Origin of the sequence: Ensifer adhaerens (assembly GCF_020035535.1) — a bacterium.
Lineage (GTDB): Bacteria > Pseudomonadota > Alphaproteobacteria > Rhizobiales > Rhizobiaceae > Ensifer.
Genome location: NZ_CP083349.1, coordinates 3,288,633 through 3,305,640 on the forward strand (window position 1 = coordinate 3,288,633; position 17,008 = coordinate 3,305,640).

At 64.1% G+C, this 17,008-nt stretch carries 18 protein-coding genes; 9 read left to right on the forward strand and 9 right to left on the reverse strand.

Translation table 11 applies throughout. The features are described 5' to 3' along the window. Both LAC81_RS16135 and LAC81_RS16140 read right to left on the reverse strand, forming a co-directional pair. Complete coding sequence (locus LAC81_RS16135) at positions 1 to 1,023, reverse strand: LacI family DNA-binding transcriptional regulator (RefSeq protein ID WP_057254582.1); 1,023 nt, start codon at positions 1,021 to 1,023, stop codon at positions 1 to 3. Positions 1,024 to 1,191: 168 nt separating this feature from the next. Continuing rightward, positions 1,192 to 1,689, reverse strand: a complete 498-nt coding sequence (locus LAC81_RS16140; RefSeq protein WP_113541144.1) for a MarR family winged helix-turn-helix transcriptional regulator — start codon at positions 1,687 to 1,689, stop codon at positions 1,192 to 1,194. Between the two features lie 114 nt (positions 1,690 to 1,803). On the opposite strand from LAC81_RS16140, the gene LAC81_RS16145 reads away from it, so the two are divergent. From LAC81_RS16145 to LAC81_RS16155, 3 genes are all read left to right on the forward strand, one after another. Then, positions 1,804 to 2,595, forward strand: coding sequence for a creatininase family protein (locus LAC81_RS16145; RefSeq protein WP_223725612.1), 792 nt, complete (start codon positions 1,804 to 1,806; stop codon positions 2,593 to 2,595). A 75-nt stretch (positions 2,596 to 2,670) separates the two neighbouring features. Next, positions 2,671 to 4,074 carry a hypothetical protein gene (locus tag LAC81_RS16150; protein WP_223725613.1) on the forward strand — a complete coding sequence of 468 codons (1,404 nt, stop codon included), beginning with the start codon at positions 2,671 to 2,673 and terminating at the stop codon, positions 4,072 to 4,074. 67 nt (positions 4,075 to 4,141) lie between these two features. Beyond that, on the forward strand, positions 4,142 to 5,020 hold the full coding sequence (locus LAC81_RS16155) for a glycosyltransferase family 2 protein (protein ID WP_223725614.1): 879 nt from the start codon (positions 4,142 to 4,144) through the stop codon (positions 5,018 to 5,020). A 29-nt stretch (positions 5,021 to 5,049) separates the two neighbouring features. On the opposite strand, the gene LAC81_RS16160 is transcribed toward LAC81_RS16155, so the two are convergent. Then, complete coding sequence (locus LAC81_RS16160; RefSeq protein ID WP_223725615.1) at positions 5,050 to 6,141, reverse strand: glycosyltransferase family 4 protein; 1,092 nt, start codon at positions 6,139 to 6,141, stop codon at positions 5,050 to 5,052. 188 nt (positions 6,142 to 6,329) lie between these two features. Between LAC81_RS16160 and LAC81_RS16165 the strand changes: the two genes are divergently transcribed. Genes LAC81_RS16165 through cysE form a run of 3 tightly spaced genes read left to right on the forward strand, consistent with a single transcriptional unit; the run spans position 6,330 to position 9,267 of the window. After that, a complete protein-coding gene (locus LAC81_RS16165) occupies positions 6,330 to 7,439 on the forward strand; it encodes a CobW family GTP-binding protein (protein ID WP_223725616.1) in 1,110 nt (369 codons plus the stop codon). Continuing rightward, positions 7,439 to 8,428 (forward strand): WD40 repeat domain-containing protein, encoded by a 990-nt coding sequence (locus LAC81_RS16170; protein ID WP_113541138.1) that lies wholly within the window; start codon positions 7,439 to 7,441, stop codon positions 8,426 to 8,428. The genes LAC81_RS16165 and LAC81_RS16170 overlap by 1 nt, the downstream gene beginning before the upstream one ends. Before the next feature lie 11 nt (positions 8,429 to 8,439). Continuing rightward, positions 8,440 to 9,267: a serine O-acetyltransferase gene (gene cysE / locus LAC81_RS16175; protein ID WP_223725617.1), complete on the forward strand. Its 828-nt coding sequence runs from the start codon at positions 8,440 to 8,442 to the stop codon at positions 9,265 to 9,267. Between the two features lie 16 nt (positions 9,268 to 9,283). Here the strand turns inward: cysE and LAC81_RS16180 are convergent, their stop codons facing one another. The 3 genes from LAC81_RS16180 to LAC81_RS16190 all read right to left on the reverse strand — a co-directional run bounded on the left by LAC81_RS16180 (position 9,284) and on the right by LAC81_RS16190 (position 12,342). Continuing rightward, positions 9,284 to 10,471, reverse strand: coding sequence for a metal transporter (locus tag LAC81_RS16180; RefSeq protein ID WP_113541136.1), 1,188 nt, complete (start codon positions 10,469 to 10,471; stop codon positions 9,284 to 9,286). Next, on the reverse strand, positions 10,468 to 11,595 hold the full coding sequence (locus LAC81_RS16185; RefSeq protein ID WP_223725618.1) for a multicopper oxidase domain-containing protein: 1,128 nt from the start codon (positions 11,593 to 11,595) through the stop codon (positions 10,468 to 10,470). Before LAC81_RS16185 ends, LAC81_RS16180 begins: the two co-directional genes overlap by 4 nt. 300 nt (positions 11,596 to 11,895) lie before the next feature. Next, on the reverse strand, positions 11,896 to 12,342 hold the full coding sequence (locus LAC81_RS16190) for a glyoxalase superfamily protein (RefSeq protein ID WP_223725619.1): 447 nt from the start codon (positions 12,340 to 12,342) through the stop codon (positions 11,896 to 11,898). A gap of 275 nt (positions 12,343 to 12,617) precedes the next feature. On the opposite strand from LAC81_RS16190, the gene LAC81_RS16195 reads away from it, so the two are divergent. The 3 genes from LAC81_RS16195 to LAC81_RS16205 all read left to right on the forward strand — a co-directional run bounded on the left by LAC81_RS16195 (position 12,618) and on the right by LAC81_RS16205 (position 14,330). Next, on the forward strand, positions 12,618 to 13,253 hold the full coding sequence (locus LAC81_RS16195) for a LysE family translocator (protein WP_223725620.1): 636 nt from the start codon (positions 12,618 to 12,620) through the stop codon (positions 13,251 to 13,253). A gap of 1 nt (position 13,254) precedes the next feature. Continuing rightward, a complete protein-coding gene (locus LAC81_RS16200; protein WP_223725621.1) occupies positions 13,255 to 13,827 on the forward strand; it encodes a hypothetical protein in 573 nt (190 codons plus the stop codon). A gap of 95 nt (positions 13,828 to 13,922) precedes the next feature. After that, positions 13,923 to 14,330: a VOC family protein gene (locus LAC81_RS16205; RefSeq protein WP_223725622.1), complete on the forward strand. Its 408-nt coding sequence runs from the start codon at positions 13,923 to 13,925 to the stop codon at positions 14,328 to 14,330. Between the two features lie 20 nt (positions 14,331 to 14,350). Here LAC81_RS16205 and LAC81_RS16210 read toward each other — a convergent pair whose 3' ends face one another. From LAC81_RS16210 to odc2, 3 genes are all read right to left on the reverse strand, one after another. Continuing rightward, positions 14,351 to 14,977: a LysE family translocator gene (locus LAC81_RS16210; protein ID WP_223725623.1), complete on the reverse strand. Its 627-nt coding sequence runs from the start codon at positions 14,975 to 14,977 to the stop codon at positions 14,351 to 14,353. A gap of 196 nt (positions 14,978 to 15,173) precedes the next feature. Continuing rightward, positions 15,174 to 15,764 (reverse strand): GNAT family N-acetyltransferase, encoded by a 591-nt coding sequence (locus LAC81_RS16215; protein ID WP_223725624.1) that lies wholly within the window; start codon positions 15,762 to 15,764, stop codon positions 15,174 to 15,176. An 88-nt stretch (positions 15,765 to 15,852) separates the two neighbouring features. Next, a complete protein-coding gene (gene odc2 / locus LAC81_RS16220; protein WP_223725625.1) occupies positions 15,853 to 16,992 on the reverse strand; it encodes an ornithine/lysine decarboxylase in 1,140 nt (379 codons plus the stop codon). Positions 16,993 to 17,008: the final 16 nt, after the last annotated feature.

Genomic DNA, 17,008 nt, shown 5'->3' on the forward strand with positions numbered 1-17,008 from the left:
TCAGGCGATGACGCGCAAAGGACCGGTCGATTGCCGGATGCGCATTTCCGGCTTGATCAGATGGATACCGTCGGGCTCGTGGCTACCCGAAAGCTTGTCGAGGAGCGCGCGGGCTGCACTGCGGCCGACATCGGCCTGGCCGTTCCACACGGTGGTCAGCGCCGGCGTCGCGATCGACGCCTCCTCGAGATCGTCATAGCCGGTGACCGAGATATCGACGCCGGGTACGAGGCCGGCGCGCGCGATGCCGTTCATCATGCCGATCGCCACCAGGTCGTTCCAGCAGACGACCGCGGTCGGCTTCTGTGGCAGGGAGAGCAGGTGCACTGCCGCCTCGAAGCCGCCCTGCTTCGTGCGCGGGCCGGGAATGCGCAGCTCCGGATCGACCTCGATATTGGCCTTTCGCAGCGCGTTTACATAACCCTGATAGCGATCGCGGCCGGTCGAGGTCTGGTCGGTGCCGCCAACCATAGCGATGCAACGGTGGCCAAGGCCGATCAGATGGTTGGTCGCCAGCGAAATGCCATAGGCGTCGTCGCCGCGGAAAATCGGCACGTCCACGCCCTCGATCGACCGGGCGATCAGGATCGCCGGCATGCCATTGTCCTCGGCGAGCTGGATGTCTTCCAGCGGCGTGCCGATCGCCGGCGACATGATCACGCCGTCACCGCCGAGTTGCAGCAGCGTCTCGATGAAATCGCGCTGCTTGTCGACCGAGTCGTAATGGTTGGAGAGAATGAATGTCTGCTTGTCGCGGTCGAGTTCCGCCTCGATCGCCTTCAGGATTTCCCCATAGAACGGGTTCATGATGTCGTGCACGACGACGCCGATGATGCCCGAACGGGACGTTCTGAGGCTGGCGGCGCGGCGGTTGTAGATGTAGCCGAGCGCCCGCGCCTGCTCCTTGATCTTGTCGCGGGTGACGGTCGCCACCAATGGGCTGTCACGCAGGGCCAGGGAAACCGTTGCCGTCGAAAGACCGAGTGTTTCCGCGATCGTCGAAAGCTTGACCTTTTGCGCCACGATACCCCCTGTGAGCCCTATTTTGCCCCCCGCCGCATCAGATCCGGGCGCGGGTGATGCAGCAAACCGTCCGACACCTTCGCACGCCTCAGCAGACGCACGCGTGCCATGAATTTAAATCCCTTTTAAACTGTTTAAATCGCCACGGCAATATGCGGCGAACAAGGCTCAATCCGCGGCCCGGGCGGCCTGGAGATTGCTGTCGACCGCGCGCAGCAGTTTCATCAGCGTGCGCACCTGCTTGTCGGTCAGGCCGCGTGTCGCGAGCTTTTCCGAATGCTGGCCCGCCTCTGCGATGGTCTGCAGCCGGTTGCGGCCGGGCTCGGTGAGATAAACCTTGGTGAGCCGCGCATCGTCCTCGTCCGGACGGCGCTCGAGGAAGCCCTGTGCTTCCATCCGCCCGATCGTGCGGGTCATGGTCGGCGCCTTGACCCCAAGCCTGGCCGCGAGACCACCTGCGGTCATGCCGTCGGTCTCGGCCAGCGCCAGCATCACGCCGTCCTGTCCGGCGTAGAGACCACTTTCGAGCAGATTGCGGGAGAGCACGGTGCGCATAGAGCGCGCAGCCTGGACAAGGATAGCGGGAAGATCGTGCGGCTCAATCAGGATCTCGTCCTTCTTCTTGCCGTTCTTGCCCTTCTTTTCGGCCTTGCTCTTCTTGCCCATTGGACCTCCTGCCGAATCCCCACAACGAACACTTATAACAATACAGCTTGCGATTACGAACTGTATGACTCAAATAACAATTTTACGACAATTGACGTGGAGGATCGAAGAGAAATGTCGATGCCTGAGCCGCGATGGCAGGACAATCCGACCGACCTTCCGCCCGGTGCCCGCTGCAACTGGATCGCCGTGCTCCCGCTCGGCGCCCATGAACAGCACGGACCCCATCTCCCCTTCGAAACCGATACGCTGATTGCGCAGGGCATCGTCTCCCGCACGATCGCCGCATTGCCCGCCGACCTGCCGGTAACATTCCTGCCGGTGGAACCGGTCGGCTATTCCGTCGAGCACATGGATGTCGCCGGCAGCCAGACCCTTGGCTATGACGAGGCGATCGAGCGCTGGCTCGGCATTGCCCGTGATCTTCATGGGCTGGGCATCCGCAAATTCGTGATGCTGAACGCCCATGGCGGCAACTCGCCGTTGACGACCATCGTCGCCACCGAAGCGCGTGTTTGCTTCAACATGCTGGCGGTTGCGACAAGCTGGACCCGCTTCGGCCAGCCGGAGGGCTGGATCGCACCGGAGGACAAGGCGCTGGACATCCACGGCGGCGACATCGAGACATCGGTGATGCTGGCGCTCCATCCGGACAAGGTCGAAATGGCCAAGGCCGCACACTTCTCCTCGCGCCAAGCCGAATTTGCCGCGCGCTTCAAGCATCTGCGTGCCTATGGCCCCCACGCCTTCGGCTGGAAGATGCGCGACCTGAGTAGCGATGGGGTCGCCGGCAATGCGGCCGCTGCAACGGCAGCACGCGGCGAAATCCTGATCGCCCATGCTGTCCAAGGATTTCTCGAACTTCTCGAAGACATCCGGGATTTCGATCCGGGCGACCTGGCCTGAAAAGCCGGCAAACACTTTGTTTGCGCTTTTGCGCTATCAGAACGTCTAAGCTGACAGCGTCCGACAGAGAAACCCATGGCGAAGATCATCGCGCTCGGCGCCTATTTCTACCAGGCGGTCATCGCCTTCGGCCTGCTGATCATCGTCGCCCATTGGCTGACGCCGGCGGATTACGCCAGCTATTCGCTCTTCATCTCCATCTGCCAGTTTGCCGCCATCGCCGCCTTCGAATGGGTGCGCTTCGCCTGCACCCGCTTCTATCCGGGGCCAGACCGGGAAAGTGAGGCGGCGGAACGACGGGCGATCCTGACCGAAGCCCTTGCCTGCGCCGCCCTGTGCCTGATCGCAGCGGGCGTGTCGCTGTTTTTCGGCGTGCCGCCGGTCGTGGCGCTTGTCGGCGGCCTGGTTTCGATCGCGCAAGGTGGCAGCGACCTGCATCTGACCATGCTGCGTTTCCGTCAGGATTTTCGCGCTTTCTCCGTTCTGCAGGGTTCGCGCGCCACCGTTCTGGCCGCGGGCACGCTTCTCGGCGCGCTCATCTCGCCAGGTTTCCTGTCGACCGTTACGGGTCTTCTCGCCGGCTACATCGCCTATGGGCTGCTCGCATTCCTTCTTTCCCGCCGCGCAGTCACTCGCCCTCCCGCCGCACTCGACAGTGCCCGCATCCGCAAGCATCTCGTCTATGGCAGTGTCTCGGCCGGGGCCGCCACCGCCGCCATGTTTGCGCCGCTGGCCCTGAAGGCGATCCTCACCTCGGTGCTCGGTGCGACGGGTGCTGCCGGTGCCCTCCTGGCACTCGACCTGTTGCAACGCCCGTTCGTGCTTATCGTTTCCGCGCTGCAGGCGATCCAGTATCCCGAGATCGTCGCCGCGCATGACCAGGATGAAAATCGCGCTGACCTTGCCCGCCAGCTCGGGCACTATTACGCACTGCTGACGAGTTTCGCATTGATGATGGCAGCCGGCATTTTTTCCGTCCTTCTGCCGGCCGCCTGGCTCGTCGTCAGCCCGGATCTGCAACAAGGTTTCCTCGCAACCGCGCCCGCCATCATCGTGCTTTCACTCGTTCGCACGCTGACGCAAATCATGTTGCCGACGCCGTTGCACCTGAGGCAGCGCCTTGCGCTGATCCTGCTGCTCGCCGTTGCCGACTGTGTGCTTCTGAGCCTCGGCGCGTTGGGGGCCCTCACCCTGGCCGGGGCGGACGACGCGGCACTGGCCTGGGGCAGCGCCATCGGCGCCATCCTCGCCGCCCTGGTCGGCCTGCGCCTGATGTCCTCGCTCGCCTTCGATTTTTCCTGGCCGCCTGTGCTCTTCGCCGCCGCCGGACTTGGAGCGGCCGTGCTCGCCTTCTCCCTTTCCGGCGAAAACAGCTACCTCACGATCGCTGTCGGTATTGTCGTCGGCGGTCTCCTCTGCCTGCTTGCGCTCGACCAGTTGCGACTGATGATGCGGGCGCCGAAGCCAGGCGCAGCCTAGCGAGACGCTAACAAATACTGCACGATTTTCCGGTTAGATCGCCGCCGAAACGAGCGGAGATCGTCCCATGAAAATCGTCGTCGGCATAGCGACCGCAGGCCGTCGCGAGATCCTGTCGCAGACCTTGCTGCACCTGACGCGGCAGGACCGCCGGCCCGACGCGATCTTCGTCTGCCCGAGCGCGTCCGACGATGTCGACGAAGCTTTCGCGCGCACGCTGCCAGTCCCGGTCACGATCGTTGCGGGAGAACGCGGGCTGACGAAACAACGAAACGCCATTCTCGCGTCCATCGGAACCTCCGATCTGCTCGTCTTTTTCGACGACGATTTCCTGCCGCGCAGCGATTTTCTGGCACAGGCCGAAAAGCTCTTCCGGTCGGAGCCCGATATCGTCGTCGCAACCGGCCTCGTTCTTGCCGACGGCATTCACGGCCCCGGCATATCGGTCGCGGATGGATTGGAAATCCTGCGACGCGACGGCGGGACGACGGCGGGCAGCCCGCCGACCCCGGTTTACAACGCCTACGGCTGCAACATGGTCTTCCGCTTCGGTGCCGTTCAGGCCGACGGTACGCGGTTCGACGAGCGCCTGCCGCTCTATGGCTGGCAGGAGGATGTCGATTTCTGCCGCCGCCTGAGCCAGCGTGGTCGGATCGTGAAGTCCGATGCCTTGCGCGGCGTACATCTCGGCAACAAGCGCGGCCGGACCTCCGGGCTTCGGTTCGGATACTCGCAGGTTGCCAACCCGCTCTACCTCTTCCGCAAAGGCACCGTCAGCCTGAAATGGGCGTTGCGCCTGATGGGCGGCAACATTGCCGCCAACCTCGCGGGCAGCCTCAAGCCGCAGGGCCTTGTCGACCGGCGCGGGCGCCTCAAGGGCAATGTAATCGCGTTTCTCGATCTGCTGCGCGGCCGGATGGACCCGCTGCGCATGCTGGAACTCTGAGCGTTCCCCTTGCGGTCGTCCGCACCGAACTAGGCCGCCCGGTCCGCCGCCAGCATGTTGAGCAGCACGACAGCACTTCCATCCCAGGAAAAGCGCTTGGCGTTGTCGAAACCGGCGCGCATCAGTTCGCGCCGTAAAGCCGCGTCAGCGGAAATCGTTCGCATCGCCTCGACCAGGGTGTCCGCCTTCAGCGGATCGAAGTAGTGGACCGCATCGCCGCAGGCCTCGCGCACCGGCGGGATGTCGGCGGCAAGCACCGGACAGCCTTGCGTCATCGCTTCCAGCGGCGGGATGCCGAAGCCTTCATAAAGGCTGGGAAAGACGAACGCGACGGCGCGCCGCTGCAACCCGGCGATCTCCTCGTCGGTCAGGCGTCCCGGAAAGATCAGGTTGCCCTTCGAGGTCGGCGCGATATCGCGAAACACCGTCGGATCGGTGCCGCCCACGACGACGAGCTTGTGATCGCCGCCAAGCGCCTCGAAGGCACGCACTGCAAACTCGACGTTCTTGTTGGGCTTCAGCGTGCCGACCAGCAGGAAGAACGGCGTGTCGGCAAGCCCTAGCCGTTCGATGATCCCTTCATCCGGCCGAAGCGCTGCGAAATGGTCCGTCGCATTGTAGATCACGTCGATGCCGGCTGAAGGCACACGAAAGACATCGGCCAGTTCCTTGCGCGAGAAGTTCGAGACCGTACCGATCTTCGCGCGCCGCGTGAGGAGATAGCCGAGCGTTCCATGGAACAGCCGATAGCCGCGGCCGAACGAGGCCGGATGGCGAAACAGGGTGACGTCGTGGATCACCACGACCTGGTTTCCGTGCAGCACCGGACCGCTGCCGCCGAAGCCGATGAGCCTGTCACGCCGCGCGCGCCAGTAGAGAGCGCGCTGCTCCCAGACATGGCCCGGGCCGGAGCCGAAGGCCTCGACCGAAATCGCCTTGAGGCCGAGATCGTCAGCCGCCTTGCCCGGCGCGAGCAGCCGCCAGCGCACGCCCTTCAGGGCATGCGGCACCTGGCCGGAAGCAATTCGCGCGTCCAGCGCCCGGGTCATCTCGCGGGCAAAGCGCTGCACGCCGGTAAGCGGTTGGGTCAGGAACCGGCCGTTGATGGATATCGTCTTCACGCGCGCACCCCTTCAATGTGCTCCGCACTCTCGCCGATCTTGATGAAAGGAGGGTTATCGGGATCGCAGCGATCAACGTCGCCCGACCGGCAAAATTACCCGCGCCATTTGCGCATCGTCGCCGCATCTCCTATATGAAAACCCGACTAGGATGCCTGCTCCCGCATCCGGAAATCCCAGAGGTTCCCATGACCGAAACATCCCCGCAGAAGCCGATCCCCGTTACCGTGCTCACCGGCTATCTCGGCGCCGGCAAGACGACGCTGCTCAACCGCATTCTCAGCGAGAACCACGGCCGCAAATACGCGGTCATCGTCAACGAGTTCGGCGAGATCGGCATCGACAACGACCTGATCGTGGAATCCGACGAGGAAATCTACGAGATGAACAACGGCTGCGTCTGCTGCACCGTGCGCGGCGACCTGATCCGCGTCGTCGAGGGCCTGATGCGCCGTCCCGGCCGCTTCGACGCGATCATCGTCGAGACCACCGGCCTTGCCGATCCGGTGCCGGTCGCCCAGACCTTCTTCATGGACGATGACGTGCGCGCGAAGACCGAGCTCGACGCCGTCGTCGCCCTCGTCGACGCCAAGCACCTGCCGCTGCGCCTCAAGGACAGCCGCGAGGCGGAAGACCAGATCGCCTTCGCCGACGTCGTGCTGCTCAACAAGACCGATCTCGTCACCCCCGAGGAACTGGAGCGCATCGAAGCGACCGTGCGCGTCATCAATCCGTCGGCGCGCATCTACCGCACCCAGCGTTCGGACATCGATCTGGCCAAGGTTCTCGACCAGGGCGCCTTCAACCTGGAAAGGGCGCTGGAAAACGACCCGCACTTCCTCGACCAGGACGATCATGACCATGATCACGTCTGCGGTCCGGGTTGCGACCATGACCATCACCACCATCATGATCATGATCACGATCATCACCATGATCATGACCACGATCACGACCACCATCACCATGATCACGCGCCCTCGCCGATCCATGACGTGACGGTGCAGTCGATCTCGCTGCGTGGCGGCGAGATGAACGCCGACCGCTTTTTCCCCTGGATCCAGAAGATCACCCAGACAGACGGCCCGAACATCCTGCGCCTGAAGGGCATCATCGCTTTTGCCGGCGACGCCGAGCGTTATGTCGTCCAGGGCGTGCACATGATCATCGAGGGCGATCACCAGCGTCCGTGGAAGGATGGCGAGAAGCGCGAAAGCCGCCTCGTCTTCATCGGCCGTGATCTCGACCGCGAAAAGCTCGAGCGCACCTTCAAGGCCTGCGAGGCGCAGCCGAACTGATGCCGACTGTCGCTCCTCTCGATCTCGAAGGTCACGTCGTCGGCGTGGCCTTTCTCAAAGGCGTCCCCTTCTTCGCCGAAGCCACCGGTGCCATTCACCGCCTCGACCTCGGCCACAAGACGACGGAGGTCCACGAGGGCCTGCTGTCGTTCGTCGTCGATGAAGCCAACGACACACTGCTGACCGGCGGCGAAGACGGCAAGATCATGCGCACGGCCGCCGACGGAACGACGTCGCTGGTCGCCGAAGCCCCGCGCAAGTGGATCGCGCAGGTTGCCGGCGGCCCGCAGGGCGCCGTCGCCTACGCCTATGGCAAGACCACGCACGTGCGCCTTGCGGATGGCACGACGAAGGAATTTACCGAGGAACGCACCGTCGAGGGCCTGGCCTTCGCGCCGAAGGGCCTGCGCATCGCCGCAGCCCGCTACAACGGCGTGTCGATGCACTGGGTCGCGACCGCTGGCCAGCCGATCGATCTCGACTGGAAGGGCGCCCATACCGGCGTCACCTTCTCGCCCGATGGTCGCTTCCTCGTCACCACGATGCAGGAAAACGCGCTGCACGGCTGGAAGCTCGACGCCAAGCCCGGCGCCGAAGCCCGCCACATGCGCATGACCGGCTACCCGGCCAAGGTAAAGTCTCTTTCCTGGTCGGCCAAGGGCAAGTGGCTCGCCTCATCGGGAGCGCCGGCTGCCATCGTCTGGCCCTTCCAGGGCAAGGACGGACCGATGGGCAAGGCGCCGCTGGAGCTTGGCACCCGCGCCGACATCATGGTGACATCCGTCTGCTGCCATCCGGCAGAAGACATCGTCGCCATCGGCTACCAGGACGGCATGATTCTCGGCGCCCGCTTTGCCGACAGCAAGGAAGTGCTGCTGCGCCGCCCGGGCAAGGGCGCTGTCACCGCCATGGCCTGGAACAAGGATGGCCGTCAGCTTGCCTTCGGCTCCGCCGAAGGCGACTGCGGCGTCGTCGATATCGCGGGATAACAGGCGGAACTATGACCGCAGGCGCCGAAGCTCCTCTCTACGTTGACGCCGCCGTTTCGCCACTGGCGGACGGCGAAGTCTGGGACCGTATCCGTATGGCAGCCCGTGCGCTCGCCACGCGCGAACCGGTCATGGAGCAAAGCTTGCGGCCAATCGCCGAGGCACCGTCGGATGCGGCGGTGCTTGCCGGAGTTCTCGCCTCCCATCTTTCCGTCGCCCGCGTCGATGAACAATCCTTGGCGCAACTGCTTTCGGATGTCTTCGAGGCGGACGCCGAAGCCCTCCTTGCCGCCGAGGCGGACCTTCAGGCGGTGATGGAGCGTGACCCCGCCTGTCCGGGACTGTTGCATGTCCTCCTCAACCTCAAGGGTTTCCAGGCGCTTCAGACCTATCGCGCCGCCCATCGCCTATGGAGCGATGGCCGCAGGGACGTTGCCAACTGGCTCTCCAACCTTGCTTCGCTCGTCTTCGGTCCCGATATCCATCCGGCCGCTGCCATCGGCCGCGCCGTCATGCTCGACCACGGCTCCGGCATCGTCATCGGCGAGACCTCCATCATCGAAGACCAGGTGTCGATCCTGCAGAACGTCACGCTCGGCGGCACCGGCAAGGAAACCGGCGACCGCCACCCGAAGATCCGCCGGGGCGTCATGATCGGTGCCGGCGCCAAGATCCTCGGCAACATCGAAGTGGGCGCCTACAGCAAGGTCGCCGCCGGCAGCGTCGTGCTGAAACCCGTGCCGCCGCGCACCACGGTCGCAGGCGTGCCGGCAACAGTCGTGCGCATCCACCGCGTCGACGAGGTGCCGGCAGCCGAGATGGATCAGACGATCGTCTGATCCACCTGCATCCGCATCAGATCTTCACCAGCGCGGCAGTCAGATACATGAAGGTGGCGCCAGCCGCGAGACCGGCCATGACAGGCGGCGTCAGGAAGATGTCGCCGCGGCGATCGCCCTGGCGCATGAGATAGGCGCCGACCTCGACGATCACCTGCAGGATCGCACCCGCACCGACCGCGAGCGCCAGCGCCGACCACTGGGCCGAGGTCGCAAGGCTTCCGAGCCACATGCCGATCACCGCCGGGCCGCCGGCAAGCAACGTCAGCCCGGCGAATACCCAGGCCTGCGGCCTGTGCTTCAGGATCGGCGCGGCAATGCCGATGCCCTCGGTAACGTTGTGGAGCGCAAAGCCGAGCACGAGGAACGTGCCGAGACCGGCCGACCCGGCCGCAAAGGCCGCACCGATCGCAAGCCCCTCGCCGAGATTGTGCAGGCCGATGCCGAGCGCGATGTAGGTGGATAGCGCCAGCCCTGTCGGCGCGCCGCTTCGTCGCCCGATCGCCATCAGCATGAGGAAACTGCCCACCCCCGCCAGCACCACCATCACGGGTCCCTGGAAGACCGCCGCCGCCTCGCCGGCAAGCTCCAGTGCCTCTGCACTTGCATCGACCAGCAGGAAACCGAGCAGGCCGATCGTCAGCGACAGCAGAAAGTCCATCCCTTTGCGACCGACGCCGCGCAGCACCGGGTAGAACATCAGGCCGACGGCCACCGGCACGATACCGACGATGACGCCGACCAGCGCCTGCAGTCGCAACTGGCCAGTCGTCGCCTGCGGCGTCGGCACGGCAACGGCGATGTTGTGTGCAAACGTGGCGCCGGTGCTGGTCACGACCTTTACCGCATGCGCCTCGCCCAGCATCCATGGGAATGGCAGCTTCAGCCACGCTGCCCTGCCCCGCGCGATCGGACCCGGCGGGTCCTGGGTGAATTGCCAATAGGCGTCGTCCACCTGAACCTGTGCAACCGTCATCGGTTCCGATCCGCCGGCGCGAACCAGCAGACTAAGACCGTTATCGTCGAGCACGGTCCGTTCGAAGGTCAGGTTTTCGATTGGTGGCGCGCCGTTGCGAAAGCCCGACAACGGATCGGTCGACAGAATCCAGGCAACGGCAATGGCAAAGGCGATGAGAGGCAGCGCCAGCCACACCAGGTTGGTCTTTGCCGCGCGGATAGCAGCTCTCGGCAGGGTTTCGTTCATGCCAGCGCCTCCACCACATCGAACATGCCGACCCAGCCGAGTTCGGTAAATTCCGTCTGGTGCGGGTGGAACATGTAAAGCCCAGGCTCGTGCTCGGCGAAGGTGAATTCGAGAATGCCGCGCTGCGCCTGGCACTGGGTGATGAGATCGACGGTTTTCAAGGTCGGCGTCAACGTCGTGCCCTGGTCGTAATAGTCGAAGAAATTGGCGTGCAGGTGGAACGAGTTGATCGGGTCGAACTCGATGACGTTGATCAGGTAGATGCGCACCGGCTTGTCCTTCACGATCCGGATCGGCCGCTTCATGAAGGCGTGAGCGACAGTGTTGACCGCATAGAACTCGTTTTCCGCATCGAAATTGGTGTCGAAAGCGTTCATCACCATCACCAGTTCCTGCCAGCCGGCATTTTCCGGTGTGCCGAGCAGCCTGGAGCGGGCGACCTCCGCATGTTCCGGCCGGCGCTCCGGATCCGGGTCGATGACGAAGGCGCCATACATGCCCTTGTGGATGTGCCGACGCAGCGGCATCGCATGGCAATGGTAGAGGTGGCAACCGAAGGGCTTGGCATCGAACTCGTAGACGAATTCGTCGCCGGGATCGACCATGCCGGCACCCGGCACGCCATCCATGCGCGCGGCATGGATGCCATGGAAATGGATCGAATGCGGGTGCGAAGCGTAGTTGCGAAAAACGATCCTCAAACGCTCGCCCTCCTTGGCCCGGAGCGCTGGCCCGGGCACGCGGCCGTTATACGTCCAGGCGGGAAACCTGATGCCGGGCGCGATCTCGATCTCCCGATCCTCCGCCGTCATCTCGAAGGTGCGCAGTGTCCGCCCGTCCGGCAGTGTCGAAACCGTTCCCGTATCCCAATCGGTCAGCATGTCCGTCGGGTCGAAACCGTTGACGGCGCTGTCGACGTCGCCGACCGTCATCATCGCGCCATGGCCCATACCGGGCATCGGGTCCGCGACAACAGTCCCGGCCGGAACCGCATGACCGGCATGGCTCGCCGGCTGTTGTCCCAAAGCAGCGCTGGTGCAGATGGCAGTCCCACCTGCTGCAGCCAGCCCGCCCATCAGCAAGCTCCGCCTTCGCATGAGATCCGGTCTCGTCGGCTTGTCCATCGTCGCCCCCTCATTCGATCGGATTACACGCGCCGATCCGGCGCTAGACGGCTGCAGACAGCAGGTCATGGGTCGCCTTGCGAATCATTCGCAACTGCATCAATAATGCAAATGCATCCCATTCGCAACTAGATCGCAATTCGAACGATGGTTCGAGCCCACTCGGTCCGCGACACCTCGAACATGGGTCGTGAAGAAAAAACGTCCCCGCACGCTTTCGCATCGAGGACGTCTATCGGGACCGGGCGCGCTGGCCGCGGAGTGGGCTCATCCATATCGCCAGGGCCGGCAGCGGCAATCTCACCATTCGAGTTCGAGTTGCGGAAGGCCGCTCGAGGTCTTCTCGATCGTCCGCCCGGTCTCGTCCACCGTCGCGGTGACCCGCTGACGGAAGGCAGAGAAGCTGTCGAAGGTAACGACATCCACCGGTTCGTCGAACTTCATCGTCAGGCGATAGCGCCCCGGCTGCGCCGTCAGCGCCTGCACCGACAATATCTCGCCCTCGAACGGTTGGCCGAGATATTGACCCTTCACCCTTGAGCCGAGCATCCAGGGATTGAAGGGGGGCCGGTTGCCAACAGCGGCGTGCAGCGTGTTCCAGTCGCGATAGCCGTATTGGGCGGCGATCAGTTCCAGCGAACGGGAATGGCCGATGGTTTCGCCTTCGGAAGCAAGGCGAGTGCGCAGGCGCTTGGCCTGATCCTTCAGGGCATCGAGTGAGGGAAGCGTGGTTGATCCGCGCGTCATGAGAGGGTCTCCTGCAGCGGCATGCATTTATTAGAGATGGAGCCCGCATTGCCACCGGTTCGCATGCCGTTTCGGCTGACCGTGTCTCGAAGAAGGATTTCACCAAAGCATCACGCTCGCGGACGGCAGGGACCTTCACCCTGCCGTTTCCATAGGGGATGCCGCCGGCACTGTCAAATTCGCGGGCAAACGGCGTTCGAACGGGCGCAGAAGATGATTGCACACGCGCAAAAGCTGTGGGACGACTACCGCACGAAAGACGGAAGGGGGACCTCATGACCGACATGACGATACTCGCATTCGCACTGGTTGCCTTCATCGGCATCGCGACACCAGGCCCGACGGTCCTGCTCGCGCTCAACAACGGTTCGCGCTATGGCGTGAAGCGCGCAAGTGCCGGCATGCTCGGCGCCGTGCTCTCCGATTTCGTGCTGATCGGCGCTGTCGCCCTCGGTCTCGGCGCGTTGCTTGCCGCTTCCGAATTCTGGTTCACCGTCGTCAAATGGATGGGCGCTGCCTATCTCGCCTTCCTCGGCATCATGCTGTTGCGGTCGAAAGGAACGATCCAGGTCGCAGCCGATGAGAACGGTTCCGGGGCTTCCGTTTCCTCCGCCGCGATCTTCCTCAAAAGCTTCCTGGTCGCCGTCACAAACCCCAAGGGCTACCTGTTCTTTACCGCCTTCCTGCCCCAGTTCATCGATGCGACCGCACCGCAAGCGCCGCAATATGCCATCCTGGCCTTCGTCTTCGCCTCGGTGGACTTGGTCGTGATGTTCGGCTACGCGCTGCTCGGCGCACAAGCGGCCACCTTCCTCAAACGCTCCGGCGCCGTCTGGCTCGACCGGCTCTGCGGCGGCGCGCTGCTGGCGCTCGCTGGTTCGCTCGCCCTCTACCGCCGCGCAACTGCCTGAGATGCTGTTTCGACAAGCGGTTCTCGCCGGCATCGCCGAAGGCCGCGTGAGCCTGGCCTTCCGCCGCTGGACAAGACCGACCGTCAAGCCCGGCGGCACGCTGCGCACCGCAATCGGTGTGCTTGCGATCGATGCCGTGGACGAAGTTGAGGAAGTCGCAATTACCGGCGACGACGCCCGCAAGGCCGGCTACACCAATCGCGGCGTTCTCCTGCAGGAGCTTGCGGCACGGCCAGAAGGCCGCTGCTATCGCATCGCCTTTCACCGTGAGGGCGACGATCCACGCATCGCGCTGCGTCAAGCATCCGATCTCGACAACGACGAGCGCACGGAAATCGAGCGCAAGCTTGCGGGCTTCGACCGCAGCGCGGGCATGGCCTGGACGCTTCAGGTCCTGCGACTGATCGCTGCCCGCGACGGAACGACCGCCGCCGAACTGAGTCCTGCCGTCGGCATGGAAAAACTGAAGCTCAAGGCGCGCATCCGCAAACTGAAGGAGCTCGGCCTCACGGAGAGCCTGACGGTCGGCTATCGCCTGTCCGCGCGCGGCCACGCCTATCTTGAGCACCGATAGCGGGACAAGCGCAAACGCCATAGGCAAGCACGGCGGATGTCAGCAGGAGCATCATCCGCACCTGAAGACGAACCTTAGACACGAGGACACAGGACATGATCGGCTATACGATGGTTGGGACAACGGACCTGAGGCGCGCGGAGCATTTCTACGATCCGTTGATGACGCTGATCGGCCAGGAGCGCTGTTACTGCGACGAGCAGGTTTCCTCATGGGGCCGAAAGGACGACGGAAAGGCGCCGCGTTTCTTCGCCTGCTATCCCTTCGACACGCGCCCCGCCTCGGTCGGCAACGGCGCGATGACGGCTTTCCTGGTGGAAAGCGCCGGGCTGATCGACCGGTTGTTCGAGATCGCAATGGAGCGCGGAGGTAACGAGGAGGGGAAACCCGGTTTCCGCCCGCAATACGGAGAAGGCTTTTACGCCGCCTACGTGCGTGATCCGGATGGCAACAAGCTTGCCTTCGTCTGCTACGACGCCCGGACAGCCGAGGTCCCAGCCTAGCTGGCCCTCCGTCGGCGCGCCTAACGGCGCGTCGACCAACCGAACCAGATCGCCACCGCCGCAAGCATCAGCGCCAGCACGCGCCGAACCATCCGTTCGCGTGATGGCGAGCTGAGGACCGGCTGCAATGCGCCTGCCAGAAGCACGATAGCGGCATGCACCGCAGTCGCGACGCCCACATAGACCGCCGCAAGCGTCAGGTTCTGGGGCAGCAGCGGCCGGGCATCGTCGACAAAGGTCGGCAACACGGTGACGAAAAACAGGGCCGCTTTCGGATTGAGCAGATTGGTGATCAGCCCGCGCCGGAAATAGAAGGACGCGGGCTTGCCGCTTGGACCGGCCTCTTCGCCATCGCCGTTCCAGGCGTCGAAGGCAAGATACAGCAGGAAGCCGACACCTGCCCAGCGAAGCGCTCCATAAAGCATGTTCGACTGACCGACGAACTCGGCAACCCCGAAAGAGGCGGCAAAGCCCACCAGTGCCAGGCCCAGCGCCACGCCGGCCACGGTCGCCATGCCGGGCCGCCGCCCCTCGGAGGCTGCAACCATGGCGAGGTAGGCCATGTTCGGCCCGGGTGTCAGTTCGATGATGAAGGATGTCAGCAGAAAGGGCAGCAGGGTCGCTGCCCCGAGAATGAACGGATCCATGCGGGAGATTTCCATGCACGTGCAACGAGGCCTTATCCGCAAGGACAGGTCAGCGGCGCGACGTTGTCAAGGAAGATCACGAGATCATCGGCAAAGAGCGCCCTGCTTACCGGTGTCTGCCCCTCACCGATCGCATCGGACCAGCGAGGGAGCAGCGAAAGATCCGCCCCCGCAGGGTTGGAGGCGGAAAGCGGTCTCAGGCGGCGCGGCGAACCGGCGGCATGGCAAGCTTGCGGCCGCTGGCGACGATCAGGCCGGCAGCGCCTTCAAGCCAGTTGTCGCGAAGCTCGAGCGCCAGGAACCGGTTGCGCTCGAACGGGCCAGGCATGATGAGGTGCTGGGTGCGGCTCGCAAAGAAGCCGAAGCGCTCGTAATAGGCGGCGTCTCCGACGAGCAGGACGGCCCCATGGCCACGGTTCTTGGCCTCTTCGATGGCAGCGCGCATCAGCATGGCGCCGATGCCCTTGCCCTCATGCGCCGGGTCGACGGCGAGCGGGCCGAGCAGCAGCGCCGGCACGGCATGGCCTTCGCGGCTGACGCCGGCCTCGACGTTCCAGAGGCGTACGGTGCCGATCACGTGACCGTCGATATCCCGTGCGACGAAGGCCAGGCCTTCGGCCGGCAGCCGGCCGCTGCGCAGCTTTTCCGACGACTTGCGGCGGCGCTCTGGCCCCATGGCACGGTCGAGCAGGTTCTCGCGAGCGACGACGTCGCCCGGATTTTCGGCATCGATTACAAATGTAGTGGGCGCGAAAAACGCGCGCAGGGCGTCAACAACAGCGGCCATCGGGGCCTCCCGTCATCAAAACCGCTTCAGGCGGACCGAACGAAAATTGTGAAGTGGCGCTCCCACCCGAGGGCGGGAGCTGACCGGATCAGATCACATAGGCCTTCAGTGGCTCGAAGCCGTTGAAGGCGACGGCCGAGTAGGTCGTCGTATAGGCGCCGGTGCCTTCGATCAGAACCTCGTCGCCGATCGAGAGCGTGATCGGCAGCGGATACATGTTCTTCTCATAGAGCACGTCGGCCGAATCGCAGGTCGGGCCGGCGAGCACGCAAGGCTCCATTTCGTCGGCATCGCGCGCCGTGCGGATCGGGTAGCGGATCGCCTCGTCCATGGTTTCGGCGAGACCGCCGAACTTGCCGATGTCGAGGAACACCCAGCGATGGGCGTCGTTGTCCGACTTCTTCGACACGAGCACGACTTCTGCCTTGATCACGCCGGCATTGCCGACCATGCCGCGGCCCGGCTCGATGATCGTTTCCGGAATGTGGTTGCCGAAGTGCTTCTTCAGCGCGCCGAAGATCGCCTGGCCGTAGGATTCCGCCGTCGGGACGTCCTTCAGGTACTTCGTCGGGAAGCCACCGCCCATGTTGACCATCTTGAGCTCGATGCCCTGCTTGGCCAGCTGCACGAAGACGCGCTTGGCATCGGCAAGGGCAGCGTCCCAGGCGTCGAGCTTCGTCATCTGCGAGCCGACATGGAACGAGACGCCGTAGGAGACGAGACCGTGCTGATGCGCATAGACGAGCACGTCGACGGCCATCTGCGGAACGCAGCCGAACTTGCGCGACAGCGGCCATTCGGCACCTTCGCCATCAGTCAGGACGCGGCAGAACACGCGGGCGCCGGGAGCGGCACGGGCGATCTTCTCGACTTCCTCGTGGCTGTCGACGGCAAACAGGTTGATCCCAAGCGCATGAGCGCGGGCAATGTCGCGCTCCTTCTTGATGGTGTTGCCATAGGAAATGCGGCTGGCGGTCGCACCAGCATCCAGCGCCATTTCGATTTCAGCGACGGACGCGCAATCGAAGGAGGAGCCCATGCCGGCGAGCAGGCGCAGGATTTCCGGCGCCGGGTTTGCCTTGACGGCATAGTAGATCGAGCTGTCGGGCAGCGCGTGGCGGAAGGCCTTGAAATTGTTGCGCACGACGTCGAGGTCGACAACGAGGCATGGGCCGTCGGGTCGTCGGGTATTGATGAAGTCGATGATGCGAGCCGTGGACATGGCCATATTCCCCTGATCCAAG

Coding starts and splice junctions, on each gene's coding strand:
- LAC81_RS16140 (WP_113541144.1), bottom strand. CDS start 1,689: ATGGGCAAGAAGAGCAAGGCCGAAAAGAAGGGCAAGAACGGCAAGAAG.
- LAC81_RS16145 (WP_223725612.1), top strand. CDS start 1,804: ATGTCGATGCCTGAGCCGCGATGGCAGGACAATCCGACCGACCTTCCG.
- LAC81_RS16150 (WP_223725613.1), top strand. CDS start 2,671: ATGGCGAAGATCATCGCGCTCGGCGCCTATTTCTACCAGGCGGTCATC.
- LAC81_RS16155 (WP_223725614.1), top strand. CDS start 4,142: ATGAAAATCGTCGTCGGCATAGCGACCGCAGGCCGTCGCGAGATCCTG.
- LAC81_RS16165 (WP_223725616.1), top strand. CDS start 6,330: ATGACCGAAACATCCCCGCAGAAGCCGATCCCCGTTACCGTGCTCACC.
- LAC81_RS16170 (WP_113541138.1), top strand. CDS start 7,439: ATGCCGACTGTCGCTCCTCTCGATCTCGAAGGTCACGTCGTCGGCGTG.
- cysE (WP_223725617.1), top strand. CDS start 8,440: ATGACCGCAGGCGCCGAAGCTCCTCTCTACGTTGACGCCGCCGTTTCG.
- LAC81_RS16180 (WP_113541136.1), bottom strand. CDS start 10,471: ATGAACGAAACCCTGCCGAGAGCTGCTATCCGCGCGGCAAAGACCAAC.
- LAC81_RS16185 (WP_223725618.1), bottom strand. CDS start 11,595: ATGGACAAGCCGACGAGACCGGATCTCATGCGAAGGCGGAGCTTGCTG.
- LAC81_RS16190 (WP_223725619.1), bottom strand. CDS start 12,342: ATGACGCGCGGATCAACCACGCTTCCCTCACTCGATGCCCTGAAGGAT.
- LAC81_RS16195 (WP_223725620.1), top strand. CDS start 12,618: ATGACCGACATGACGATACTCGCATTCGCACTGGTTGCCTTCATCGGC.
- LAC81_RS16200 (WP_223725621.1), top strand. CDS start 13,255: ATGCTGTTTCGACAAGCGGTTCTCGCCGGCATCGCCGAAGGCCGCGTG.
- LAC81_RS16205 (WP_223725622.1), top strand. CDS start 13,923: ATGATCGGCTATACGATGGTTGGGACAACGGACCTGAGGCGCGCGGAG.
- LAC81_RS16210 (WP_223725623.1), bottom strand. CDS start 14,977: ATGGATCCGTTCATTCTCGGGGCAGCGACCCTGCTGCCCTTTCTGCTG.
- LAC81_RS16215 (WP_223725624.1), bottom strand. CDS start 15,764: ATGGCCGCTGTTGTTGACGCCCTGCGCGCGTTTTTCGCGCCCACTACA.
- odc2 (WP_223725625.1), bottom strand. CDS start 16,992: ATGGCCATGTCCACGGCTCGCATCATCGACTTCATCAATACCCGACGA.